Annotated in this window: 28 protein-coding genes; 17 read left to right on the top strand and 11 right to left on the bottom strand. The window is 30.8% G+C overall.

The window, feature by feature from the left end; genetic code table 11:
* The first annotated feature begins 1 nt into the window (after position 1).
* The 5 genes from EV02_RS03315 to EV02_RS03335 all read left to right on the top strand — a co-directional run bounded on the left by EV02_RS03315 (position 2) and on the right by EV02_RS03335 (position 4,903).
* On the top strand, positions 2-355 hold the full coding sequence (locus EV02_RS03315) for a hypothetical protein (protein ID WP_032519815.1): 354 nt from the start codon (positions 2-4) through the stop codon (positions 353-355).
* Positions 356-626: 271 nt separating this feature from the next.
* Positions 627-1,727, top strand: coding sequence for a DUF4912 domain-containing protein (locus EV02_RS03320; protein ID WP_032519814.1), 1,101 nt, complete (start codon positions 627-629; stop codon positions 1,725-1,727).
* 12 nt (positions 1,728-1,739) lie between these two features.
* Positions 1,740-1,910 carry a hypothetical protein gene (locus EV02_RS09310; RefSeq protein WP_011375642.1) on the top strand — a complete coding sequence of 57 codons (171 nt, stop codon included), beginning with the start codon at positions 1,740-1,742 and terminating at the stop codon, positions 1,908-1,910.
* 33 nt (positions 1,911-1,943) lie between these two features.
* Positions 1,944-3,581, top strand: coding sequence for an alpha-D-glucose phosphate-specific phosphoglucomutase (locus tag EV02_RS03330; RefSeq protein ID WP_032519813.1), 1,638 nt, complete (start codon positions 1,944-1,946; stop codon positions 3,579-3,581).
* A gap of 32 nt (positions 3,582-3,613) precedes the next feature.
* On the top strand, positions 3,614-4,903 hold the full coding sequence (locus tag EV02_RS03335) for a replication-associated recombination protein A (protein ID WP_032519812.1): 1,290 nt from the start codon (positions 3,614-3,616) through the stop codon (positions 4,901-4,903).
* Here the strand turns inward: EV02_RS03335 and EV02_RS03340 are convergent.
* Entirely contained in the window at positions 4,900-5,556 is a 657-nt protein-coding gene (locus tag EV02_RS03340) for a 4'-phosphopantetheinyl transferase family protein (RefSeq protein WP_032519810.1), read from the bottom strand. The two genes, EV02_RS03335 and EV02_RS03340, sit on opposite strands and share 4 nt — an antisense overlap.
* On the opposite strand from EV02_RS03340, the gene bcp reads away from it, so the two are divergent.
* Positions 5,556-6,023, top strand: a complete 468-nt coding sequence (gene bcp, locus EV02_RS03345; protein ID WP_032520473.1) for a thioredoxin-dependent thiol peroxidase — start codon at positions 5,556-5,558, stop codon at positions 6,021-6,023. The genes EV02_RS03340 and bcp overlap by 1 nt on opposite strands.
* On the opposite strand, the gene EV02_RS03350 is transcribed toward bcp, so the two are convergent.
* Together EV02_RS03350 and EV02_RS03355 are read right to left on the bottom strand one after the other, a co-directional pair.
* The gene (locus EV02_RS03350) at positions 6,020-6,709 is read right to left on the bottom strand and encodes a type III pantothenate kinase (RefSeq protein ID WP_032519809.1); all 690 of its coding nucleotides are present in this window, start codon (positions 6,707-6,709) and stop codon (positions 6,020-6,022) included. The two genes, bcp and EV02_RS03350, sit on opposite strands and share 4 nt — an antisense overlap.
* Before the next feature lie 15 nt (positions 6,710-6,724).
* On the bottom strand, positions 6,725-7,447 hold the full coding sequence (locus EV02_RS03355; protein WP_032519807.1) for a phosphoadenylyl-sulfate reductase: 723 nt from the start codon (positions 7,445-7,447) through the stop codon (positions 6,725-6,727).
* Positions 7,448-7,542: 95 nt separating this feature from the next.
* Between EV02_RS03355 and EV02_RS03360 the strand changes: the two genes are divergently transcribed.
* The 4 genes from EV02_RS03360 to EV02_RS03375 are packed head-to-tail and all read left to right on the top strand — an operon-like array spanning position 7,543 to position 12,724.
* Entirely contained in the window at positions 7,543-8,736 is a 1,194-nt protein-coding gene (locus tag EV02_RS03360; RefSeq protein WP_032519806.1) for an NAD(P)/FAD-dependent oxidoreductase, read from the top strand.
* Between the two features lie 48 nt (positions 8,737-8,784).
* Entirely contained in the window at positions 8,785-10,593 is a 1,809-nt protein-coding gene (locus tag EV02_RS03365; RefSeq protein ID WP_032519805.1) for an SLC13 family permease, read from the top strand.
* Positions 10,594-10,597: 4 nt separating this feature from the next.
* The gene (locus EV02_RS03370; protein ID WP_032519804.1) at positions 10,598-12,001 is read left to right on the top strand and encodes a TrkH family potassium uptake protein; all 1,404 of its coding nucleotides are present in this window, start codon (positions 10,598-10,600) and stop codon (positions 11,999-12,001) included.
* Positions 12,002-12,019: 18 nt separating this feature from the next.
* Entirely contained in the window at positions 12,020-12,724 is a 705-nt protein-coding gene (locus tag EV02_RS03375) for a potassium channel family protein (protein ID WP_032519802.1), read from the top strand.
* Between the two features lie 5 nt (positions 12,725-12,729).
* On the opposite strand, the gene EV02_RS03380 is transcribed toward EV02_RS03375, so the two are convergent.
* On the bottom strand, positions 12,730-13,032 hold the full coding sequence (locus tag EV02_RS03380; protein ID WP_032519801.1) for a ribbon-helix-helix domain-containing protein: 303 nt from the start codon (positions 13,030-13,032) through the stop codon (positions 12,730-12,732).
* A 117-nt stretch (positions 13,033-13,149) separates the two neighbouring features.
* Between EV02_RS03380 and EV02_RS03385 the strand changes: the two genes are divergently transcribed.
* Both EV02_RS03385 and EV02_RS03390 read left to right on the top strand, forming a co-directional pair.
* On the top strand, positions 13,150-13,488 hold the full coding sequence (locus EV02_RS03385) for a hypothetical protein (protein ID WP_032519800.1): 339 nt from the start codon (positions 13,150-13,152) through the stop codon (positions 13,486-13,488).
* 34 nt (positions 13,489-13,522) lie between these two features.
* Complete coding sequence (locus tag EV02_RS03390) at positions 13,523-13,753, top strand: hypothetical protein (protein ID WP_032519799.1); 231 nt, start codon at positions 13,523-13,525, stop codon at positions 13,751-13,753.
* Here the strand turns inward: EV02_RS03390 and EV02_RS09535 are convergent.
* Positions 13,731-13,907 carry a hypothetical protein gene (locus tag EV02_RS09535; protein WP_193742629.1) on the bottom strand — a complete coding sequence of 59 codons (177 nt, stop codon included), beginning with the start codon at positions 13,905-13,907 and terminating at the stop codon, positions 13,731-13,733. The two genes, EV02_RS03390 and EV02_RS09535, sit on opposite strands and share 23 nt — an antisense overlap.
* A 72-nt stretch (positions 13,908-13,979) precedes the next feature.
* Here EV02_RS09535 and EV02_RS03395 point away from each other — a divergent pair, with 72 nt between their 5' ends.
* Together EV02_RS03395 and EV02_RS09530 are read left to right on the top strand one after the other, a co-directional pair.
* Positions 13,980-15,605: an ABC-F family ATP-binding cassette domain-containing protein gene (locus tag EV02_RS03395; protein WP_032519798.1), complete on the top strand. Its 1,626-nt coding sequence runs from the start codon at positions 13,980-13,982 to the stop codon at positions 15,603-15,605.
* A 111-nt stretch (positions 15,606-15,716) separates the two neighbouring features.
* On the top strand, positions 15,717-15,860 hold the full coding sequence (locus EV02_RS09530) for a hypothetical protein (protein ID WP_193742628.1): 144 nt from the start codon (positions 15,717-15,719) through the stop codon (positions 15,858-15,860).
* Positions 15,861-15,865: 5 nt separating this feature from the next.
* On the opposite strand, the gene EV02_RS03400 is transcribed toward EV02_RS09530, so the two are convergent.
* Complete coding sequence (locus EV02_RS03400; protein WP_032519797.1) at positions 15,866-16,987, bottom strand: trypsin-like peptidase domain-containing protein; 1,122 nt, start codon at positions 16,985-16,987, stop codon at positions 15,866-15,868.
* Positions 16,988-17,159: 172 nt separating this feature from the next.
* On the opposite strand from EV02_RS03400, the gene EV02_RS03405 reads away from it, so the two are divergent.
* From EV02_RS03405 to EV02_RS03415, 3 genes are all read left to right on the top strand, one after another.
* Complete coding sequence (locus EV02_RS03405) at positions 17,160-17,423, top strand: DUF2973 domain-containing protein (protein ID WP_032519796.1); 264 nt, start codon at positions 17,160-17,162, stop codon at positions 17,421-17,423.
* Between the two features lie 24 nt (positions 17,424-17,447).
* The gene (locus tag EV02_RS03410) at positions 17,448-17,831 is read left to right on the top strand and encodes a hypothetical protein (protein ID WP_032519795.1); all 384 of its coding nucleotides are present in this window, start codon (positions 17,448-17,450) and stop codon (positions 17,829-17,831) included.
* Positions 17,832-17,900: 69 nt separating this feature from the next.
* Positions 17,901-18,047 (top strand): high light inducible protein, encoded by a 147-nt coding sequence (locus tag EV02_RS03415; protein ID WP_032519794.1) that lies wholly within the window; start codon positions 17,901-17,903, stop codon positions 18,045-18,047.
* A gap of 4 nt (positions 18,048-18,051) precedes the next feature.
* Here EV02_RS03415 and EV02_RS03420 read toward each other — a convergent pair whose 3' ends face one another.
* The 5 genes from EV02_RS03420 to EV02_RS03440 form a co-directional block, all read right to left on the bottom strand.
* Positions 18,052-18,393 (bottom strand): hypothetical protein, encoded by a 342-nt coding sequence (locus EV02_RS03420; protein ID WP_032519793.1) that lies wholly within the window; start codon positions 18,391-18,393, stop codon positions 18,052-18,054.
* An 11-nt stretch (positions 18,394-18,404) separates the two neighbouring features.
* On the bottom strand, positions 18,405-19,319 hold the full coding sequence (locus tag EV02_RS03425; RefSeq protein WP_032519792.1) for a YihY/virulence factor BrkB family protein: 915 nt from the start codon (positions 19,317-19,319) through the stop codon (positions 18,405-18,407).
* A gap of 91 nt (positions 19,320-19,410) precedes the next feature.
* Positions 19,411-20,211, bottom strand: coding sequence for an inositol monophosphatase family protein (locus tag EV02_RS03430; protein WP_032519791.1), 801 nt, complete (start codon positions 20,209-20,211; stop codon positions 19,411-19,413).
* A 2-nt stretch (positions 20,212-20,213) separates the two neighbouring features.
* A complete protein-coding gene (locus tag EV02_RS03435; RefSeq protein WP_032519790.1) occupies positions 20,214-21,641 on the bottom strand; it encodes a TolC family protein in 1,428 nt (475 codons plus the stop codon).
* A 25-nt stretch (positions 21,642-21,666) separates the two neighbouring features.
* Positions 21,667-23,046 (bottom strand): TIGR03279 family radical SAM protein, encoded by a 1,380-nt coding sequence (locus EV02_RS03440; RefSeq protein ID WP_032519789.1) that lies wholly within the window; start codon positions 23,044-23,046, stop codon positions 21,667-21,669.
* Positions 23,047-23,090: the final 44 nt, after the last annotated feature.

Genomic DNA, 23,090 nt, shown 5'->3' with positions numbered 1-23,090 from the left:
AATGTCTAACCATCTTGATCCCTTGTCTAACCCATTAAACATAGAGACTATTCAAGAAATTGATAATCTTGACTTACATATAATGCAGAAACATCATTTAAGAATACTCGCTCATTGCCTTCAGATTTTAAAAATTATCAATGTAGATAATAGTTTGGAATATCAAAATAAAAACCCCCTGAGAGAATGGTGCGATAACCAATCCAAAAAATTTGATGATAAAAAATTTAGTGATCTTTTTTATGAGCAGTTAGAATCCACTTCAAAAAAATTAAGTGCTTTTTCAAAAAAAATAGGTAAACGTATTGAGGATTTAGAGATAGATGATTTAGTACTTCTAGTTGAAAAACGCTGAATTCTTTTTATTTACTGATCCCGAAGAAAAAATATATTTTTGTTGAGTCGTTAACAAATTCAGGTAATAAAATTTAAAAAAAAAGAAAATTAATTTACATTTTTAAAAGACCTGAAAATTTATTAATTGCTTTCATACCAACTGTTTTGAAGATAAATATAAATTTTGAGAATTCTATAGTAGTCAGAGGATCCTGACGACAGGCCAAAAAGACACACAATTCCCAAAAAAAAAGAACATACTGATCCCAAACAAAAACGGAGAATTTAAAGTGGCTGATGGGATCATGAATAAAGATCAATTACTCTCACTAACCCTCAGACAATTACGTCAAGAAGCAAGTAAATTATCGGTTCCGCTATACAGTCGCAAAACAAAAGCCGTTTTAGTTGATTTAATAGTTAAATATCAAGAAAAATCTTCTAAAAAAATACAAACCTCAACTCTTCAGTCAAATTTTGAAGAAACTCCTAATTACAATTCTTTCAACAGTAGTGAAGAAGTTAAAACAAATGTAGTTTTCCTACCCCGAGATCCAGATTGGGCTTATGTTTTTTGGCAAATTTCTGATTCAGATAGAGAAAAAGCACAATCTTTGGGAGCAAATAAATTATGTTTACGATTATTTGATGCATCTGGTTCTGAAGGAAGCAACTTGAATCAAGGAACACTTAGGGAGATAGCAGTTGATAGTTATAGTACTGAGTGGTACTTACCGATCCCACTTGCAGATAGAGATTATAAAGTTGAATTAGGTTACAAATATGGTTTTAACTGGATGTCTTTGGCATTTTCTTCGATAAGCCATGTTCCTGGGTCTCATCCTTCTGAGCAAATTCTTGATAAATTTGTGCCTTTTAATTTAGATTCTACTACTGAGTCAATTCCTGATATTACTAATCCTGTTGTTTCAGAACAAAATGGTATGCATGAAAGGTTATACCAAGCAGCAACTAACGTTCCTCTCAGAAGAAAAGTTGGTTCTGAAGAATTTATGGAAAATTTAAATTCAACAAACCTCAACGATAATCTTACAGACTCAGGTGCTGGTAAATGGGCATCAGGTTTAAATGATTCTGGAAGCGGAATTGTTAAAAATAGATCTTTTTGGCTCGTTGCTGACGCTGAATTAATTGTTTACGGAGCTACAGAGCCTTCTGCAAATCTGACAATAGGTGGAGAAGATGTACCTCTTGCTGCAGATGGTACTTTTAGAATTCAAGTTCCATTTAGAGACGGGACTCAAAAATATGATATTAAAGCTGTCGATGTATCTGGTGAGCAAGAGAAAAGTATATCAATGAAATTTGATAGATCTACACCACTTGACGATACTAATGAAAAAGATAATGCTGAGACTGAATGGTTTTAATAAATTAAATTAATGCTGAAAAAAATTGTAGCTTTTACTCCATTGTTTGGTGCATTAACTTTTCCATTGATAGTTCCAATTACAATTTCTAAATTTGGTGTTAACTATGGGATTCTTAGTGCATTATTAATTTCTTCATTATGGTTTATCGCTATGTTAAGAACTTCCGAAATGCCTCACTAATTTAGTTAGATTTTTTGAAAGTTTCCTAAAAATATGAATCAAGTTAGTGTAATTAATATCAATTCTCCTTTTCTAGATCAAAAAGCAGGCACCTCTGGATTAAGAAAAAGTACTTTAAAGTTTCAGGAAGAACATTATCTAGAAGTTTTTATTGAAGCAATTTTACAATCATTAGGAGATTTAAAAGGTTCAACATTAGTAGTTGGTGGTGATGGCAGATATGGCAATATTGAAGCAATAGAAAAAATTGTCCTAATATCCATTGCTCATCAAGTTCAAAAGATTATTGTTCCAAAATACGGTTTATTATCTACTCCTGCGACCTCACATTTAATTAGAAAAGAAAAAGCTATTGGTGGAATTATCCTTTCTGCAAGCCATAATCCTGGTGGGATTGATGGCGACTTTGGAGTTAAATTGAATATCTCTAATGGTGGTCCTGCTCCTGAGATAATTACTAATAAGATTTTTAAGGCTTCACAATTACTAACTAGTTATAAAATTTGTAAAGTTCAATTACCTGATTTTAGTGAATATGGAACTTATCAGTACGACGGAACTACATTAGAAATTATTGATGGATTAACAGATTATTCTAATTTGATGGAGAAAATTTTTGACTTTGATCAAATTAGTGATTTTTTAAAAAAAGACTTCTCGTTAATCTTTGATGCAATGAATGCGGTTACAGGCCCATATGCAAAAAATATTTTTGTTGAAAAAATGGGTCTTGTACCAGATTGTGTCATGAATGGTATCCCGTTAAAAGATTTTGGAGGTTTACATCCTGATCCTAATCTGACTTACGCATCCCACTTGGCTGATTTGTTATTAAATAAAAAATCTTATAGTTTTGGTGCTGCATGCGATGGAGATGGAGATAGGAATATGATTTTAGGAAGTGGATGTTTTGTAAATCCTAGTGATAGCCTTGCAGTTATCACTGCTAATACAAAATGTGTCCCTGGTTATAAATATGGTATTACAGGTGTGGCACGATCTATGCCAACCAGCTCAGCGGTTGATAATGTAGCTCGAGCATTAAATATACCTTGTTTCGAGACACCTACTGGCTGGAAGTTTTTTGGAAATCTTTTAGATTCTAATTTAATTACTTTATGTGGAGAAGAAAGTTTCGGAACAGGTAGTAATCATGTGAGAGAGAAAGATGGACTATGGGCAGTTTTGTATTGGTTACAAGTTTTAGCTGAGAAAAAGTGTTCGGTAAGTGATTTGATGCAGAATCATTGGAAACAATTTGGTAGAAATTATTATTCAAGACATGATTATGAAGCAATCCCCTCAAATATTGCTAATGAAATCTTTGGTAATCTAACTTCTATGCTCGAAAATTTAAAAGGAAATAATTTTGCTGGCCATATAGTTAAAGTTGCAGATAACTTTTCATATTTAGATCCCGTTGATAATTCCATAAGTGAAAATCAAGGTTTAAGATTGGTCCTTGATGATAATTCTCGAGTGATTGTGCGCCTTTCTGGAACTGGAACTAAGGGTGCAACATTAAGACTTTACTTTGAGAAGTTTTTCGATCCTCAACAGAATCTTTCGTTAAATCCTCAGATCGCTTTAAAACCTCTAATAGATGATTTAGATGCTTTATTGAACATTTCAAAACTTACTCAAATGGAAACTCCTACAGTAATTACATAGAATTGAAAGTAATGATTTTTGATTTTATTTATATGAATTCAGAAAATTTATTTACTAATTATTCTCAAATAGAAAACAATGCACCTTTGGCAGATAAATTAAGACCAAAGAATTTGGAAGATTTTTTTGGTCAACAACCAATCCTAAATGAGAATTCGCTTTTAAGAAGTGCAATATTAAACGATAAGATCAGTAATTTTATTTTTTCTGGCCCTCCGGGTGTTGGAAAAACTACTCTAATTGAAATTATTTCTTTTAATACGCGGTCAAAATTAATTAAGTTAAATGCAGTATTATCAAGTGTTAAAGAATTAAGAAATGAAATCGCGAATGCAAAAGATAGATTAATAAATTCAAAAAGAAAAACAATTTTATTTATTGATGAGGTTCATAGATTTACATCAGTTCAGCAAGATGCTTTATTACCTTCAATAGAAAATGGAACTATAACTTTTATTGGTGCTACAACTGAAAACCCTTTCTTTGCTGTTAATAAAGCGCTTGTTAGCAGGTCTCGTATTTTTACATTACTTCCTTTGGCGGAAGATGATTTGCAGAAAATAGTACAAAAAGTCATTAATCACTATTCAAAACAAAAAGATTCAAAAAAGGTTTATTTAACTCAAGATGCTATAACTCATTTAATTAAATTTTCTGGTGGAGATGCAAGGACATTAATAAATGCGCTAGAGATGGCCATAGAAACAACTGCTGAAAATGATGCTAAAGAAATCAACATTAATCTCTCAATAGCAGAGGATGCACTACAAAAGAAACATATTGTTTACGATAAAAATGGTCAAAATCACTACGATGTAATAAGTGCCTTTATCAAGTCCATAAGAGGTTCTGATCCAGATGCAACTTTATTCTGGCTTGCGAATATGCTGGAGGCGGGTGAAGATCCTAATTTTATTTTTAGAAGACTTCTTATATCTGCCAGTGAAGATATTGGAATAGCTGATCCTAATGCCATAGTAGTTGTACAATCCTGTTGTGATGCTTTTGATAGAGTTGGTTTTCCAGAAGGATTATATTTTTTAACGCAGGCTTCTTTATATTTAGCTATTTCTCCAAAAAGTAATACTACGAAAAGTATTTTTAAAGCAATTGAAATAATCAAATCTACCAATGCTTTTGATGTTCCACTTCATTTAAAAAATAATTCTAATAGTTATGTAAATCCTCATAATTATCCAGATAATTGGGTCGTACAAGAATATCTTCCTAAATCTTTAAGAGGTTTAAAAATATGGGAACCAAATAATAATGGATGGGAAAAAACTCAATATGAAGAACTGCTTAGAAGAAAAGAAAATTAAAAATTTTTTGAACAACAAATAATTTCAGGATTAAAAGAAGTTCTTTCTTCGTAGGCTAAAGCGATAGTCCAATTATGGAAGTTAATCTGTGAATAATTTAAATGTATATTTTTCTTCTTATGAATTAACTCTTTAGGCTTTTCAAAAAATTGCCAATATTTAATGTCTTTAGCTATTTTTCCATGATCCCATTTTATAGCTGCTTCAACAGCACACCATTGATTTAATATCATATTTTTTGTTAAATAATTATTATGGTTTGATTTATTGGTATGAAAAAAATATTTTTTTGCAAATTTTATATGGTTAAAATCTCTATCTGTTCTCTCAATATCGATCCCTATTTTGTCTTTATGCCAGACTATAGTAATGGCATCTTTACAATGACTTAAACTGATATTACCCATGCCAAAGGGTAAACTTGGAGGTTCTCCTGGTTGAGCATTAATTGGAATTTCTAGGGGGTCTAAATCGAAAAGTGTTGAAAGTGATTGGCGCAAATAAGCCCTTGTTTCTAAGAAAATCTTTGATCTTGAACTGGTTAGGTTTTTTGCAGTATTAATTTCTTCTATAGTTGCGACATCTTGCACACCTTTAATCTCATAAAACCAAATTTTTGGTATTTTATATTCATACTCATTTAATAATTTCAATGGCTCTTAAGGTTGGCGACAAAGCACCAGAATTTAAATTAAAAGATTCTTTTGAGAAGGAAGTTTCTCTTAGTGATTTTAAAGGTAAAAGAATAATACTATATTTTTATCCAAAAGATAATACTCCAGGATGTACTAAAGAAGCATGTAATTTTAAAGAGAATTGGGATTTACTCCAAAAAAATAATATTGTTGTGCTTGGTATTAGTAAAGATAGTGCATCCTCACATAAAAAGTTTATAGAAAAATTTAATTTACCTTTTATTCTTTTAACTGATCCTGAACCTTTCAAAGTTTCTTCTGATTACGATAGCTATGGACTGAAAAAATTCATGGGAAAAGAATATATGGGAATGATGAGAAATTCTTTTTTAATTGATACTGAAGGTAACATCGAAAAAATTTACCTAAAGGTAAAAGCAGCAATAATGGCTGATCATATAATTGCAGACCTTGGGTTAAGCTAATTTTTTATTGACAGGTAGTGAATAATCATCCCCTCCATAACTAAATTAGGAGAATTGATAATATTTTCTTTTTTAGTCTTTAGAGATTTTGTGATTAATTGAGAGTCTCCCCCACAAATTATTAAAATATCCTTTTCGGGATTAAATAAACTATTAATCACGCCAGTAAGAGAGTTGATTACTCCTTTTAAGATTGCTTCTTCTGTATTAATTAAAAAATCTTTGATAGGAATATCATATTTTTTGGGAACTTTAAGATTTTTTGTATTTTGTTCTATTGATTTTAATTGTGTTAGAAAACCCGGAAGAAGTTGACCTCCAACAATAGATCCATTTGAATTTAATTTTGTTATTGATAATATTGTTCCAAAATCTGCGATAAGCAAATCTTTTTTTAAAGGGTTTTTAATAATTTTAAAAGCGGCAATACAGGCAAGAGCTCTATCAACTCCAAAAAAATCAGGAAGATTTGATAAATGGATATCTTTAGTTTTTATTTCATTTTCTTTTCTCAGCAAAAAATTTGGAAGTTTTCCTACAGAAGCCCAAATTAATTGATCAAGATCTATATTTTCTGGAACTTTTTGCTCTTTTTTGGTATGGAAGAATTTAGATTGATTCTTAGAATATTGAGCCCAATGAAGTCTACTATTGCCTACTAATAAAAAATTTATTTCTGAGACCATTGTTCTATGATCAATTTAATTATTAGTGTGAATTCCACATTCTTGTTTAATTCCTCCAAATCTTGTATCTCTGCCCTTTTTTTCAATACCATCGGGACTGCTTGAATGCCAATCTCCTACAGAAGAATAACCTTTGATAAAAAGTGGATGGGCAGGTAAATTATTCTCTTCCATATAATAAAAAATATCTTTATTTGTCCAATTTAATAAAGGTCTTAAAGAGAGCCTTTGACGAATTACGTCTATGAATTTCATTTTATTTCTATTTTCTGTTTGACTTGATCTAACACCGCTTGCCCAGCAGGAAATATTATATTTTTCTAGACCATTTTCTAAAGGTTTTATCTTTCTTAATTCATGATACTTATCTAAATCACTCTCTTTTTTTGTTTCCCAAAGTTTTCCGTATTTGGCCTCCATTCTTGCTGGAGATAATTCACTTTGCAGAACTTCAACTTCTAAGGATAGTCTATCAATAAGCTTTTCAGCGTAATGGTATGTTTCTGGAGGAAGGTAACCTGTATCTATCCAAAATATTTTGATTTTTTTTTGTAGAGATAATTTGCTGACCATATCTAAAAGGACTGATGATTGTATACCAAAACTTGTTGTAATAGCGAATTGTTTATCAAACTTTTCATAACCCCATGTAAGCATTCCTTGAGGCTTCATATCTACAAGATCTTGATTATATATCCTCAAGTTAGTTTGAATATCTTTGTGAATTTTTTCAATCATTCTTCAGTTTGATTATGAGTTTAATTTTATTTCGCTCAATTTAAAAATAATTCGTATAGTTTAATAATACATTTACGCATAACAATATTTCTCTAATGAAATCAATACACAAACCAATAGTAATAGTTGGTGCAGGTTTTGCAGGTATGACATTTGCTTTGAACTTAAAGAATCTTAATCCTTCTTTACCGATTCTTGTGGTTGATTCTGAAACTAACTTTATATTTAAACCTTTAATGTACGAAGTTTTAAGTAAAGAGATAAGAAGTTGGGAAGCCACCCCAAAATTTGCAAATATATTTTCTGATGCGGGTATAACTTTTTTAAGAAATTGTTTAACCAAGATTTCCTTTAAAGAAAATATTCTTGAATTTAGTGATGAATTAAAATTAAGTTATCAATATCTCGTTATCTGTACAGGATCTATTCCAAATAGTTTTTCTATAAAAGGTGTAGATGAAAATTGTTATTTTTTTAATGATGTTCATGATTTAAATAAATTAAATTCTTTTTTAAAAAAATCACAAAATACTGCGTTGCATAAAAAGTTATTTATAGTTGGAGGTGGTCCCTCTGGTATCGAGTTGGCATGCAAAATTAAAGATATATTTACAGACCAATTTGAAATTAATGTAATAGAAAAATCAAACGAAATCCTCAATAAAAACAAAATTTTTAATAGAGAACAAGCAGAGAAGGCATTAGAAAAAAGAAAAATCAAGGTTCTTTTGAATTCCACAGTTAAAGATGTCTCAGAAACTAAAATTACTATTTTTAGTGAGGTTGGAATAATTTCCTTGGATAAAGATATTGTTATTTGGACAGCAGGTGTTAAACCTAATTTGTCTTACTTAGAAACTGATCAAATAACAAAAAAATTTGGACGAATTTTAGTTAATAATAATTTGCAAATAGAAAATCATAAAAACTGTTTTGCTATTGGTGATATTTCAGTTATTGAAGGAATGGAGGATTTACCCATAACTGCTCAGGTTGCTATGCAGGAAGGAAATCATCTTGCTAATAATTTAGAACTTTTAATTCAAGGAAAAGATCCTTTACCCTTTGAATTTCAAGACAACGGTGAAATGATTAGCTTAGGAATAGGCGAAGCTTCAATTTCTGGGCTTGGGGTTACTTTATCTGGGAAATTGGCTTTTGAGGCAAGAAGACTTATATATGCTTCCAAGTTGCCTGATATTACAGAAAGCTTAAAATCTGCATCTTCATGGATATTCCAAAAAAAATCTATTTTTAAAAAGTTTCTTAAAAAAGATTATTCGAATTAAACTTTTTGAAATATTGTTTTTGGGTATATTGAGTTAAATAAGTTTTGTATGAATTTAATTGCAGTAGTTAGTAATAATTTTGATGCGTTTATAACGGTAGTTGTTTTAATAATGTCAATAATTTTGTTTATTAGAAATACTATTGCACCAGAATTGACTGGTTTGTTATGTGTCGGGATATTTATATCTACTGGGGTTCTTTCTCCTGAAAAAGCTTTAGCTGGATTTGGTAGCCCTTCTTTAATTACCCTTATGGGTTTATTTGCAGTTTCCTCAGCATTATTTAAAAGTGGTGCCTTAGACAGAGTAAGAGAATTGATTTCTTCTGAAAGTATTCGAACTCCAAGGAAATTAATTTCTTTAATAGCTTTTTTGATCGCTCCAATATCTGGAATTGTACCTAATACTCCAGTAGTAGCATCTTTGTTACCTTTAATTGAAAGTTGGTGCGAGCGAAGAAATATATCACCATCAAAAGTTTTATTACCTCTTTCTTTTGCTACTTTACTCGGAGGAACTCTCACATTATTAGGTAGCTCAGTAAATCTTCTTGTAAGCGATATTAGTCAACAATTAGGTTACGGAGGTTTGGAATTATTTAGTTTGACTTCAATAGGAATTCCTGTATGGCTGATAGGTACAACCTATATGATTCTAGTTTCTGACATGCTTTTACCAGATAGAGGGAGAGATAAGGAGTTTATTAAAAATGGTGATATGAATATATATTTTACCGAAGTTACTATTCCCTCTACTTCAGAATTAGTTGGTCAATCTGTCAGAAATAGTAGATTGCAAAGACGATTTGACGTTGATGTTCTGGAATTGCAACGAAATGGAAAAGTTATTCTTCCTCCTTTGGCTGATAGAAAGATTGAACCTAATGATAGATTAATAATCCGCGTTACAAGGGCAGACTTATTTAGGCTGCAGCAGGAACATACTATTTTGTTAGGAGAAAACAAAACATCGTTCGATGGGGTTAATTTTTTCTCAGATGATGAAGGTACTAAGACCTTTGAAGCCTTGTTACCTGCTGGTTCAACTTTAGCCGGTGCAAGTTTGAGAGAATTAAGATTTAGGCAGCGTCATAATGCAACAGTTTTAGCATTAAGAAGAGGGCAGCAAACTGTTCAGGAGAGATTAGGCCAAGCTGTTTTAAGGGCCGGAGATGTTTTATTATTGCAAGCACCGCTAGATTCAATAAGAGGTTTGCAAGCTAGTAATGATTTGCTTATTTTAGATCAATTCGAAGATGACTTACCTTTTTTGATAAAAAAACCTATATCGATTGCAATTGCAATAGGAATGGTGGTTTTGCCTTCGGTTTCTAATATTCCATTAGTAGGTTCAGTTCTTTTGGCAGTGATTGCAATGGTTGCTTGTGGATGTTTAAGACCTGCAGAGATACAAAAATCAATCAGGTTAGACGTTATTTTATTGCTGGGATCTTTATCGTGTTTTAGTGTAGCTATGCAGATAACTGGATTAGCAGATGTAATTGCTGTTAATCTAAACTTTGCCCTTAACGGAATGCCTCTTTATTTTGCATTAGTCGTAATTTTTGTATCTACAGTTATTCTTACGCAATTTATAAGTAATGCTGCTTCGGTTGCTTTGATTTTGCCTGTTGCTATTGAATTCTCAAATGTTTTAGAAATTTCACCAAGCGCTTTAATAATGCTTGTTTTGTTCGGTGCAAGTCAATCTTTCTTGACTCCAATGGGTTATCAAACAAATTTAATGGTTTATGGTCCTGGAAGGTATAGATTTTTTGATATCACAAAATATGGAGCTGGATTAACACTTATAATGTCATTAACAGTGCCAGCATTGATAATTCTGAATTACGGGTAATATCGTGAAATTTACAAGTAAGGTTTATAAGTTTAAAGATGCTTACAAAAAGCTATCTGTACCACAATTTACTATTGTGACAGGCTTATTTATTATTTGCATTGGAACTTTAATGTTAAGTTCTCCATTATGTTCATCTTCAAAGGTTGGTTTGTGGGAAGCATTTTTTACATCTACTTCTGCAATAACCGTTACTGGCTTAACCATAATAGATATTGGTGTTGATTTAAATTTCTTTGGCCAAGTTTTCTTAGCTTTTATGCTTTTATCAGGTGGTCTAGGATTAATGGCTATTACGACATTTTTACAAGGCTTTGTTGTAAAGGGGACAAAGCTAAGAACTAGATTAGACAAAGGAAAGACTCTTGATGAATTTGGAGTTGGAGGAATTGGTAGAACTTTTCAAAGCATTGCTATTACTGCGATTAGTATCATTTCCTTGGGTGCAATTTTTTTATATTCTTTTGGATTTGTAGATATTCAAAATAATTGGGAGAGACTATGGTCCTCAATTTTTCACAGCATATCTGCATATAACAATGCAGGATTTTCTCTAAGGTCAAATAGTCTCCAAGACTATAGAGCAAATTATTTGGTTAATAGTGTTTTTATTTTTCTCATTGTTATGGGTGGATTGGGATGGCGTGTTATTGATGATATTTGGAGTAATAAAAGAAATCTTTCTTATAAGAAATTAAGCCTTCATTCCAGATTAGTTATTAGGACAAGTTTGTCTCTCATAGTATTCGGATCATTAGGATTATTTATCACTGAATCATTGCTAAATAGTCAATTTTTCAATGATTTGAATTTTTTTGAACGGCTATTGTCATCAATCTTTGAAACAGTAAGCGCAAGAACTGCAGGCTTTACAAATTACCCAATCTCCTTGAACTCTATATCAGATACTGGCCTTCTGTTATTAATGACTTTGATGTTTATTGGAGCAAGTACCGGAGGTACTGGTGGAGGCATAAAAACAACTACATTTATTGCTTTAATGGCTGCAACTAGATCAACCTTAAGAGGTCAGAAAGATGTAATTATTAGCAATAGATTAATTTCAGATAAAGTTATTCTAAAAGCAGTTGGAATAACAGTTGGATCTTTGCTTTTTGTTCTTTTAATGGCAATGTTGTTAAGTACAACAAATACCTTTGTTAAGAAAGAATCTTTCACATTCCTAGAAATTCTGTTCACTTGCATATCTGCATTTGCAACTGTTGGTTTTGATATTGGTTTAACTGCAAAATTAAATCATTTCGGCCAATTTATTCTTATTGTCGGCATGTTTGTGGGCAGACTTGGTATCCTTTTGCTTTTAAGTGCACTTTGGCAGGCTCTTTATAAGAGTAGAATAGATAGACAAAAGAGAATAGGCTATCCTAGGGCTGATCTTTATGTTTAGGATTGATTAAGTTTTATTATGGCTGATTGGTGGCAGTGGTCTCAAAAGAGAGAAAAAGAAGCCCTCACTTTTGCAGTTGTTGGCGTTGGAAGATTTGGAACTGCTGTTTGTAGAGAACTTATAAGTAACGGTGCAGATGTTTTGGCTGCAGATTATTCGGAAAAAGCTATTGATGATTTGAGACAATTGGAACCTTCTATAGAAGCTAGAGTTGTAGATTGTACTGATGAAGAGTCTATGAAGGAATCTGGAATACTTGAAATGAATACTGTTGTAGTAGGTATAAGTGAACCTATTGAAGCAAGTATAACTACGACACTTATTGCTAAAGATAGTGAAGGCAGCAAAGTGAAAAGAGTAATAGCAAGAGCCACGAGTGACTTGCATGAAAAAATGTTAAAAAGGGTAGGTGCAGACAAAGTTGTCTTTCCTTCCAGAATGCAAGGTGAGAGATTAGGTTTAGAACTAGTTAGACCAAATCTAATTGAAAGATTGGAACTTGATAACCAAACTGGTATAGATGAAATAACTGTTCCAGAGGAATTTATTGGAAGATCTTTGAGAGATTTGAATTTGCGGAAAAATTATTTAGTTAATGTTCTGGCAGCAGGACCTGCTGAAAAGTTAACAGTTAATCCACCAGCAAAATATATCTTAGAAAGAGGAAATATTTTGGTAGTAATGGGAAAAACTGTAGATTTACAAAAATTGCCTCAAAATTAATTTTTTTAATTAGATTTTTTATAGTATCTAATCCTTTGAGGAGCTCTTTTTAATCTTCTAACGCTTTGTTTTTCAAGTTCGTCTCTAAATCTATCGGTATTTAAATTATTTTCTGAAATAGATGATTTACTTTCTTTTTCGAAATATTTTTTTATACCTTCTTGTATTAATACTTTGGCCATATTACTAACTGTCCTAGATTCCTTATTAGCCAAAATAGTTAATTGCTCACATATTAATTCTGGAAGAACTACTTGAATTCTGGGGGATTTAGGCTTCCCATTAGTTGAGGTTTGGCGGGTAGCCATGATTCAAAGTTGATAACTGTTACTTATTAGTATACACAGTTAGTCAAGGATACTATCTTTGTGTATATTATTAGTAAGGAAATTTATGTCCGTATCAATTAATTGTTTTATTGTCCCATGAAAAATTCAAGAAAAATTGATTATCCTAAAAGGTCGATAATTGATAAACCAAAAAAAAGATTAGTCAATTCTGATTCTCACGATAATGAAAATAGTGACGTTTTGGTATCAGCTGTAATTAGTCCATATTTGTTAACTCATCTTCACCATATTCTTCAGCAGTCTGAGTATTATGCTCAAAAAGATGGTAGAAAATCTCATGCAGCTAACTTTGCGAAACTAAGAAAAGTTTTATGTTTAGACGCAAGAAGTATGGCAGACGCCTCTGCAAAAGAGATAAAAGATGTGGAAAATGATTTATCTAAAAATAAATATAATGAACAAAATGTAGCTTGAAGTAATAATCTATTAATAAATAGATTTTAAAAACATGTCCAGTAATGCTGAAAAGCTCTATAAGTTAATAGCCAACGATACCAAAAAGAAACAAAGTCTTTTTATGACAGCCTTAACTAATCCCAAAAAAGCCTTAGATAAAATATGTGACATTGGCAATGAGTTAAATATTTCTGTGACTAAAGAAGAGGTTATTGAATATTTGAGTACTATTGATGATGAAGCAACTAAAATGTGGATAATCAAGGCTCGAGGAGGTCTTTAGGAAAAGGTTTTGAATAATTATTATTTTGATTAGGAATAGGTTTTATTCTTTTGTTGTAGCCACCTCCACCAGCCAAAGTCCAAAAAAACCAATAACTTGGAATTGCAAGAGCTGCAGCTATGAAAATTACTACAATTTGTTCTATTCTTTTCATGATTTAATTTTATTCCACAAAATATTTTTTAGTAAATAAGCCACAGATTTTGTAAATTCTATTTTTAAAAAAGTGATTAGATTTGAAGGTGTAAGCAAAATTTATTCTACAGATGTTGTTTTAAAAAATATTAGTTGGGAGATTAAAAAAGGAGAAAAAGTTGGCTTAGTTGGTTCTAATGGTGCAGGTAAATCAACCCAATTTAAGATTTTAATTGGAGAGGAAGAGCAAACAAGTGGAACGATCATCAAAGAGGGAAATCCTAAAATTGCCCATTTAAAGCAAGAGTTTGATTGTAATTTGAATTTTTCAGTGAGACAGGAATTAGAAAGTTCTTTTAAAGATATACAAATTGTTGCCACTAAACTTTTAGAAATTGAGAATAAAATGAAATCTTTGGATATAAAAAAAAATTCTGACAAACTCGAAATATTTGTAAATCAACTTGCAAAATATCAAGCAAAATTTGAAGCGTTAGGTGGTTATAAAATGCAATCTGATGTAGAAAAAATATTACCAAAATTAGGCTTTTCTATAGAAGATGCTGATAAATTAGTTGGTAATTTTTCAGGCGGTTGGCAGATGAAAGTTGCACTCGGAAAAATAATTTTACAAAAACCTGATTTACTTTTACTGGACGAACCAACCAATCATTTAGATTTACAAACTATTTTTTGGTTGGAAGAATATTTATCATCGCTTAAAATTGCAGTAATAATAATTAGCCATGATAGATATTTCTTAGATAAATTATGTAAAAAGATAATTTTTGTAGATAGAGGAACATCCGAAACATATAATGGGAACTATTCTTTTTTTGTCGAACAGAAATCTTTGAATGAAGAATCAAAAAATAAGGCATATCAATTACAACAAAAAGAAATTGAGTTACAGAAGAGGTATATAGATAGATTTAGAGCTAGTGCAACTAGAAGTTCTCAAGCAAAAAGTAGAGAAAAACAATTAAAAAAGATTTCTAAAATTGAGGCTCCCATAGCAAAATCAAAAAGTCCTGTTTTTAATTTTCCAGAGTGCCCTCGCTCAGGAAAATTAGTTCTAAATATCAAAAATTTGTCTCATAGTTTCGATGATAAAATTCTTTTTTTAGATATCAATTTAAAGATTTCTTCTGGGGAGAAAATAGCAATATTAGGACCTAATGGCTGCGGCAAATCTACATTGCTTAAAATTATTATGAAAAAAATATCTCCTGAAATTGGAGAAATTAATCTTGGAAAACATAATATAATTACTAGCTATTATGAACAGAATCAGGCTGAAGCACTTTCACTTGACGGAAGGGTTATTGATTTAATATGTAACAAATCTCCAGAATGGTCCCAAAAAAAAGTTAGAACATTTTTAGGGGGTTTTGGCTTTCAAAATGAAACTGTTTTTAAATATATTAAACAACTCAGTGGTGGAGAAAAGGCAAGATTAGCATTGGCGCTTATGATTATTAAACCTAGTAATTTCCTTCTGTTGGACGAACCAACTAATCATTTGGATCTTCAATCTAAGGAAAACTTAGAATTAGCAATTAAAAATTATAAAGGTTCATTATTGATCATTTCTCATGATCGGTATTTTATATCAAAGGTTGCAAATAGAATTATTGAAATTAAAGATTCAAAGTTATTTTCATATGATGGTAATTACGAATATTTTTTAGAAAAAAATCAAATCCAAAAAATTTAATTACTTTTAATAAAATTTACAATTGGCTAAGTAAGATCACTCATTTATCTTTACATAGTTTATCGTCCTTGATTAATCTTAATAATACAAAAATAGGTTTTAATAATTAAAATGAAAAATTACGATTTCCAAGAAAAACATTGTCAAATTATTGATCCTATTGAAAATTATTTTGAATGCATTACTTCCTGCGATATAAGTGATGGCAAATGTATTTCTAGATGTGTGGAAATACTTAAAAGGAATGACAATTAAATTTTTTAGTTATTTTGTAGATTAGTAATATCAGTTGGTATTACTTTTAATTTAATAAATTTATTTTTACGTTTCAATAATATATTTACTTGTTTTTCGATACCATTTTTACTAATTTGTTCTATTACGTCTGAAGCGGTTTCAACATCTTTATCGTCTATTTTAATTAAAATATCATTGATCTTGATTCCACTTTTTTCAGCTGGGCTATTCGGTACTACATATCCAACTTTTACAACATTATTTTTTCTCTCAGAAATACTCTCTTCTATAAGGCTAATTCCAATCATAGGATGTATTACTTTCCCATTATTTAAAAGTTGATAGGCTATTTCCTTAGCTTTATTAATTGGAATTGCGAAACTCAAACCCGCTCCTGGTCCTGATCTTATCAACGTATTAATACCAATTACTTCTCCTTCGCTATTCAATAGTGGGCCTCCAGAATTGCCAGGATTAATAGCAGCGTCTGTTTGTATCAGTTCAAGTTTTTTATCATATATTCCTAATTGGGTTACGTTTCTATTTAGATTGCTAATAATACCAAGCGTAACTGTGTTTTCCAATCCGAATGGATTTCCAACTGCTATAGCCCAATCACCAACTTTAATCTTTGAAGAATCGCCCAATTTTGCTTTTGGCCAAGGACCTCTCCCTTCAATCTTTAGCACAGCTAAATCAGTAAAAGAGTCTTGGCCTATCAGTTTAGCGTTTAATTTTTTGCCATTGGTTAAACCAACAATTACCTTATCTGATCCATTCACTACATGAGCATTGGTCATTATGAGTCCATCTGCAAATATAAATCCACTGCCTTGGTTTTGCTCTATCCTTGGTCGATTTTCGTTGGGCAAATCTAATCCAAAAAATCTTTCAAAATATGGATCTAGAAATAGTTGAGAATTTCTTGGAAAATTTCTTTTTTTGACATATCTTTGAGTATCAATTGTCACCACAGCTGCACCGGTTCTTTCTACAGCTTTAGTTATAAAAGATTTGTTGGAATATAAATTAACTTCATTAATTTTTGGTTTACTTAATTGTTGGGATATGACTTTTGCAGGATATCTAATGCCCAATGTAATTAATAAAGCGCCTAGTAATAACTTTTGGATGTCTCTTTTCAATTTTGATTTTTTATGTTCTTCGGGAGATTTAATACACCATATCAGTATAATTTAAATATAACTAGTAATTAAATTTATTGAATATAGAGAATAATTTAATGACTTAAATTAGCTAAATTTCTTTTTTTCGGGCTATGATGTTAAGCATATAACAAACTAATCTATAAATTTTATGTCTATCCTATTTCCAATAATATATTCTGCAGCATTAACCTATTTAGTTTGGAAAGCTTTTAAAGTTATGTCTAATGGCTGGGGTATATCCGATAATAAAAATCAACGATTAAGTACTTCCAGTTTTAAACAAAAAAAGTACACAATACATCCAGAACTTTTAGATAAATCAGGAAACATAACAGAAGAGGAACTACTAACAATAAGATTTTCTAATGACAATGACACTACATTAGAAGAAAAAGGTTCAACAACTGATTAATCAAATTATATCTAAGGAAAAAAATTGGAATTAAGAACAAAAATTGTCTCAGCGGTATTAAGATCACTAAAGTTGCCCCCAAGGTTTCGTTTAAAAATCGTTAAAGAAGATCCAGTGAGACTTGAACTAAGTCTTACTCCTTCTTACGGTAAAAATCCAGTAATTGTTGGTATAGTTGAATCTTTAGACTTAGTTGCTCGAAGAGATAGAGAAGGTAGACTGCCCAGAGATCTTCAAGGGACTTGGGACTGGACTGTAAGACATGGAAAAGTTAGTACTGGAGGTTGGAATCCTATGTTAAAAGAAGCATTACAAACAATGTTTGATACAGGATTGCCAGCCATTGTATTTGAGGAGTTAACTGGAGATGAGTATCGACCCGTTGATGGTGTAAGACATGTTAAATAAATAATTAATTATTTATCATAAATTCTTCCTTAAAACGTTAAAATAATTTGATAGATAATCTAGTTAATTATGAATAGTGACAATCAACCAAGATTTGGCTTCGTAAATTTCGCTGAAACTTGGAATGGCCGAATGGCAATGATGGGTATTTTGATTGGACTTGGTACTGAATTAATTACTGGACAAAGTATTCTTCGACAAATTGGAATAGGTTAGTATTTTACTTAATTTCTTCTGCTTTTACTTCAATTGTACTTTCACTAGGCTTTTTACCTAATTGATTTTTTTTACTTATATTCTCTAAATCAGCACCGCAATTCATGCAGGTTTCACTTAAACCTAATGATATTGCCCCACAATTACTACATGTATTAATTTTTGATTTGTAAGAGTTAAAACCCATAAACACTAAAACTAATAATAAAAGCGGAATTAAAAATAAAAGAAGTAGGATATTTCCAACAAAGCTAATAAAAAAGTTAAATCCAAAAATTGGAATAACTATAAGTATGATTAATGAGTAGGTAAGAAGATTTTTATTAGCTTTTAGAAAATAATTCACCTTAGTAATCCTTATCTATAATTTCTTTTTTTATTTACTAAAGTCATACTAGCAATTACTACGCTCCAACACTGTCCAAAGTATAAAATCACTCCTAATAGCCATACCCACAAAGTAAGTACAAGAAAGCCTCCAATAAAACCGTATGCTTGAAATCTTACTCCTAGTGAGAGAATACTTTTACTTACTGCTAGGTTCAAGGTGGTTAGTCCAATTCCAATAAGAAAAGATCCAGGTAACAGTGGTTTTAATGGAACTTTTCTACTGGGTAAAAGTGCTTGTAATAAAAGAGCCATTAAAGAAAAGCCAATTAGTGGTATTGCAAACTGACCAACTTGTAATAGCGGCAACTTTAATAATAAATCAGAAATAAGATTATTAGATTTTGAAAGATTTTCTAAAACGTTACTTGGGATCATCCTAAGATTTGCACTAATTTGATCTAGTACCATTAAAAAACCAATAAAGAATACTATTAAAAAGGCTTCAACTCTATTTCGGAGAAACTTCGAAGCTTGGACTCTCCAAGCAGCATTAACTTTTTTAGAAGGAATTTCGTCCTCCCACAGCCTATCCGAACCTCTCTGAAGAGATAGATATGCATTTCCTGCGGTAAAAAGTAAAAACATAGCACCAAGAATACCTGCTCCAAAACCTTGATCTATCAAATTAAATAATGTTGTCTCTACTAAATCAACTACTGAAGGAGGTAAAAGCTGGGCAGCAATGGCAATTATTTGTTGATCTAATCCTTCTTGTTTTCCTAGGAACCATGAAGCTATTGAAAGGGAAATTAGAAGGATAGGAAAAAATGATTGAAGTGTGTAGTATGCAAATGCAGCGCTTAAATCAACACAGTCAGATTTACTCCATCGCTCACAAGCTCCCCATAAACTTTTAAGTATCCATGTTGAACTTCTTTGCATATTAGTTTTATTCAAATATTTTATTTATTTACTTAATTTTTATTGTATCTAATTAAGAAATTTTTCAAGCAATTTTTTATTTATGATGCAACTATTTTTTTAATAATAAATTGCCCCATGGCTTTAAAATTTCAAATTTTTCTATAGATCTACAAGCAATTAATGGAAAATTAACATCGCTCAAGTCTTGTCCTGAAACTAAATTTAGAGGATCAATTTCTAACCACTCTATAGAACAATTGAGTTCTTCTAATAGCAGCCAGGCTGCTGCAATATCCCATATTTTCGGAGTTGATTCTATTGCTCCGAAAGTTTGTCCCATCGCTACACTTGTAAGATTTAAACTCGATACACCTAAGAGTCTTATTTTCCCAGGAAATACTGAGTTTGGTTTTTTTTGTAAAATTTTTATTGATCTACTACATAAAGAAATGCATTCACTTTGACGATTATTTTGGCTAGGATCTATTTTATTGTTATTTAACCAAACCCCTTTACCTTTAATGGATACAAACTTTTTTTTCAATGTAGGAATTATTAAAAAAGAAGATTGTGGTTTACCATCAATGAACCTTGCTACAGATATAGACCAGTAAGGAATACCTGCAGCAAAATTTGTTGTTCCATCGAGTGGATCGACCACCCAGTAAGCTTTTGAATTTGGAATTAACTTTTGCCCTTCTTCACTAAGGACGCCTTCACCAGGAGCTATTGAAGCTAAGCCATCTACGATTGTTTTATCACTCCATAAATCACAACTTGTTAATAATGATCCATCTGCTTTATTGCTGGCGCTAATATTTCCAAAATCTTTTGTTTGACGTTGACTAACCAATTCAAATAAAGAATCTAACTCACGTAGTTGCTTACTAGTTAAATTTGGTGGATTCATCTTTATAAATTGCAAATAGACTCTGTACCCTTAATTTTAGTGTTATTACTACCCAAACAATTTTTACTTTTATCAAGGAAAGTTAATCTTTCTAATTCATCTATATTCAGATTGTAATTATATATTGCATTAATATTTTTTGATTTCGCATTACTTAATTCACTTTGCCTAACAAGAACATCCTTTAGAGTTGATATTCCTACATCATATCTAAGTCTGGAAAGCCTTACAGACTCTTTGCTAGATTCAATTTCTTTAAGAGAAGAGATTATTTTTTCTTCATTTAATTTAAGATTTAAATAGGCCTTACTTATGTTTGTGGTTAAAACATTTTTTAGATTTTCATAAGCATATTTTTCGGATTCTGAATCTGCTATTTTTGATTTGTAAGAGTTTTTATTTCGTCCGCCATCAAAAATACTCCATGCAAAATTTAGACTTATAGTATTTGTATAATTAGATCCAGATTTTTCAGAGTCGATATTAGTTGCTAGAGAGTCACCCTTTGAAAATGTACTAGATAACGAATTACTGATATAGATATTTGGCTTATTTTGAGCTAAAAAGCTCTCTGCTTGGCTTTTTTTGATTGATTTTTGAAGAATAAGGTTTTTTAAGGAAAGATTTTTATCCAAACCCTCATTAATATTCCTATTCAATTTATGATTCCAAAACCCTAAAAGATTGTGTTCTTTATGAGTTTCGAAATCTCCTTTAATGTTAAGAATCTCTTTAAGAGAAATTTTATTAATTTCATGTTCTATTTTCTTTTCATTAAGTGATTGTTGATCTCGAGATAATTGAGCTTCTGCTTCAAGAACTTCAAATTTTGTACCAATTCCAGCATCTAGCTTTGCTTTAGCATTTTCTAAACTTGTAATTGATAAATCAAGTGTGAATTTTTTATTTTGAATATCTTGATATGACTTTTTGTATTTGTGATATCTGATTCTTGCTTCTTGAATTAAATCTTTTTTCTTAATCTCATAATTATTTTCTGCAATTTTGTAATTTGTTTTGGCAATTTTAATTTCAAATCCTCTAAGCGGGGCAATTAGATCCCATTTAATGTTTAGGGAGGGATTAGCCGTAAATTGTGATGTTTTTAAAGTAGGTAAATTGCTATTGTACTTTTTACCTGCTACATATTTCGGTAACCCATTTGCTTGAAAATCTAAGGATGGGTATCTTTTGGCAATTTGACTGGAAAGATTGTAGCTTGCAGAGGCTACTAGGTTTTGAAATGATTTTAATTCTTGATTATTTAATATAAGTTTTTCTATTTCTTGATAATCAACAAAAGTAATATTTGATTTTTCTTCTAAAACATTATCAATGTAATTTTTTGTTTCGCTCGATAGAACATTAAAGGTATTCATACTTAGAGTAAGCGGCAATAATAAGAAAGGATTTATTACTCTTCTAAGCATGTTTTATAGTTTCGAAAATATTCGATTAACCAATCAAAGTATTAATAATATCATTTGAATCATCAAGAACGCGAATTTTAGTATTTATTTGATTCTCAACTTCTTGAATATTTTTATCATCTAAAAATAAATCAGTATTAATTTTTAACATAATAGATGGTATGTAAACAGCTTCTCCTAAATCCTTATTTTTTAGTCCGTAAATTAGATCTTCTCCAGTAAGAAGTCCTGTAACAACTTGATCTTGACCCCAATAAACACTTGGCAAACCATATAAGTTGACTTTCAAACCATCAATTAAGTTTAATTTCTTAACTGTAGGAATTAGGGCTTCATAAACTAATTTACCCACAATCCAACTAACATTTTTTGGCTTTTTTACTTTTTTGGGTAGATTTTTCGTCTTCTCTTTTAATGTTTCTAGAAATTTTCTAATAGTCCCAACTCCATTAGATTCTTGTGGCATATTTTCGTAAGTTATGTAACTAGGTAAATTTGTACCCGCAATTAAATACCATTCGTCTGCTAGCCAACAAAAACGAGTCCCAAGAGTACTCTGTAGAAAGGCTTGAATACTTTCTACATGTTTAATAGTTTTTTTTGCGTATTCTGTGCTTATTGATTTCAATCCATCATTCTCAGGTCTAAATTTTGTAAGTCCTACAGGCACTATTGCAACTGAAAGTACTGTTTGAGAGGTTTTTTTGTAGAATTCAGCAAGTTCTAAAATTGATTTCTCAAGAATATCCCCATCATTTATATCTGGACAAACAACAATTTGAGCATGTATTTGAATAGCGTTTTTTTCAAACCACGAAATTTGATCAAGTATCACTCCTGCTTTTTTATTTTTTAATAATTTTTCTCTTGTGGCGGGATCAGTAGCATGAACTGAAATAAAAAGTGGGGATAGTTTTTGCATGGCAATTCTTTCCCAGTCTTCTTTTTTTAAATTCGTAAGAGTCAAATAAGAGCCATATAGGAAACTTAATCTATAATCATCATCTTTTATATAAAGGCTTTTTCTTTTGCCGCTTGGCTGTTGATCAATAAAACAAAATGGACATCTATTATTGCATTGCTTAATTGAATCAAATAATGCATCTTTAAAATTTATACCTAAATTAACGTCTTGATCTTTTTCAATATTTATATTGTGAATCTCATGATTTTTATCTAAAACTGAAATGTCTAAAATTTCTTCACTAATCAGAATCTGATAATCAATTAAATCTCTTGGTTTTTTCCCATTAATACTAATAATTGAATCACCTGATTCAAATCCTATTTCTTCAGCAATAGAATTAGCTTCAATACTTTCAATTTCTGCAGGGTTTATTTTATAAGTAATATTAGGAACCAAAAGATTACTGGGATCTTCAGTGTAATTAATTTCTTGCCACACAATTTAAGGCCAAATACTCTTATTAATATTTATTCTAAACTTAT

Origin of the sequence: Prochlorococcus marinus str. SB, from assembly GCF_000760115.1 — a bacterium.
GTDB classification, from domain to species: domain Bacteria; phylum Cyanobacteriota; class Cyanobacteriia; order PCC-6307; family Cyanobiaceae; genus Prochlorococcus_A; species Prochlorococcus_A marinus_D.
The sequence above is the reverse complement of the archived record's forward strand: the minus strand, read 5'-3'. Positions and strand labels throughout refer to the sequence as shown.

Excerpts from the sequence above, each read along its gene's own strand:
- bcp (WP_032520473.1), top strand. The coding sequence starts at position 5,556 with ATGGCTCTTAAGGTTGGCGACAAAGCACCAGAATTTAAATTAAAAGAT.
- EV02_RS03430 (WP_032519791.1), bottom strand. The coding sequence starts at position 20,211 with ATGAATCCACCAAATTTAACTAGTAAGCAACTACGTGAGTTAGATTCT.
- EV02_RS09310 (WP_011375642.1), top strand. The coding sequence starts at position 1,740 with ATGCTGAAAAAAATTGTAGCTTTTACTCCATTGTTTGGTGCATTAACT.
- EV02_RS03385 (WP_032519800.1), top strand. The coding sequence starts at position 13,150 with ATGAAAAATTCAAGAAAAATTGATTATCCTAAAAGGTCGATAATTGAT.
- EV02_RS03365 (WP_032519805.1), top strand. The coding sequence starts at position 8,785 with ATGAATTTAATTGCAGTAGTTAGTAATAATTTTGATGCGTTTATAACG.
- EV02_RS03375 (WP_032519802.1), top strand. The coding sequence starts at position 12,020 with ATGGCTGATTGGTGGCAGTGGTCTCAAAAGAGAGAAAAAGAAGCCCTC.
- EV02_RS03425 (WP_032519792.1), bottom strand. The coding sequence starts at position 19,319 with ATGCAAAGAAGTTCAACATGGATACTTAAAAGTTTATGGGGAGCTTGT.
- EV02_RS03415 (WP_032519794.1), top strand. The coding sequence starts at position 17,901 with ATGAATAGTGACAATCAACCAAGATTTGGCTTCGTAAATTTCGCTGAA.
- EV02_RS09535 (WP_193742629.1), bottom strand. The coding sequence starts at position 13,907 with ATGAAAAGAATAGAACAAATTGTAGTAATTTTCATAGCTGCAGCTCTT.
- EV02_RS03335 (WP_032519812.1), top strand. The coding sequence starts at position 3,614 with ATGAATTCAGAAAATTTATTTACTAATTATTCTCAAATAGAAAACAAT.
- EV02_RS03405 (WP_032519796.1), top strand. The coding sequence starts at position 17,160 with ATGTCTATCCTATTTCCAATAATATATTCTGCAGCATTAACCTATTTA.
- EV02_RS03390 (WP_032519799.1), top strand. The coding sequence starts at position 13,523 with ATGTCCAGTAATGCTGAAAAGCTCTATAAGTTAATAGCCAACGATACC.
- EV02_RS03380 (WP_032519801.1), bottom strand. The coding sequence starts at position 13,032 with ATGGCTACCCGCCAAACCTCAACTAATGGGAAGCCTAAATCCCCCAGA.
- EV02_RS03315 (WP_032519815.1), top strand. The coding sequence starts at position 2 with ATGTCTAACCATCTTGATCCCTTGTCTAACCCATTAAACATAGAGACT.
- EV02_RS09530 (WP_193742628.1), top strand. The coding sequence starts at position 15,717 with ATGAAAAATTACGATTTCCAAGAAAAACATTGTCAAATTATTGATCCT.
- EV02_RS03350 (WP_032519809.1), bottom strand. The coding sequence starts at position 6,709 with ATGGTCTCAGAAATAAATTTTTTATTAGTAGGCAATAGTAGACTTCAT.
- EV02_RS03435 (WP_032519790.1), bottom strand. The coding sequence starts at position 21,641 with ATGCTTAGAAGAGTAATAAATCCTTTCTTATTATTGCCGCTTACTCTA.
- EV02_RS03355 (WP_032519807.1), bottom strand. The coding sequence starts at position 7,447 with ATGATTGAAAAAATTCACAAAGATATTCAAACTAACTTGAGGATATAT.
- EV02_RS03330 (WP_032519813.1), top strand. The coding sequence starts at position 1,944 with ATGAATCAAGTTAGTGTAATTAATATCAATTCTCCTTTTCTAGATCAA.
- EV02_RS03360 (WP_032519806.1), top strand. The coding sequence starts at position 7,543 with ATGAAATCAATACACAAACCAATAGTAATAGTTGGTGCAGGTTTTGCA.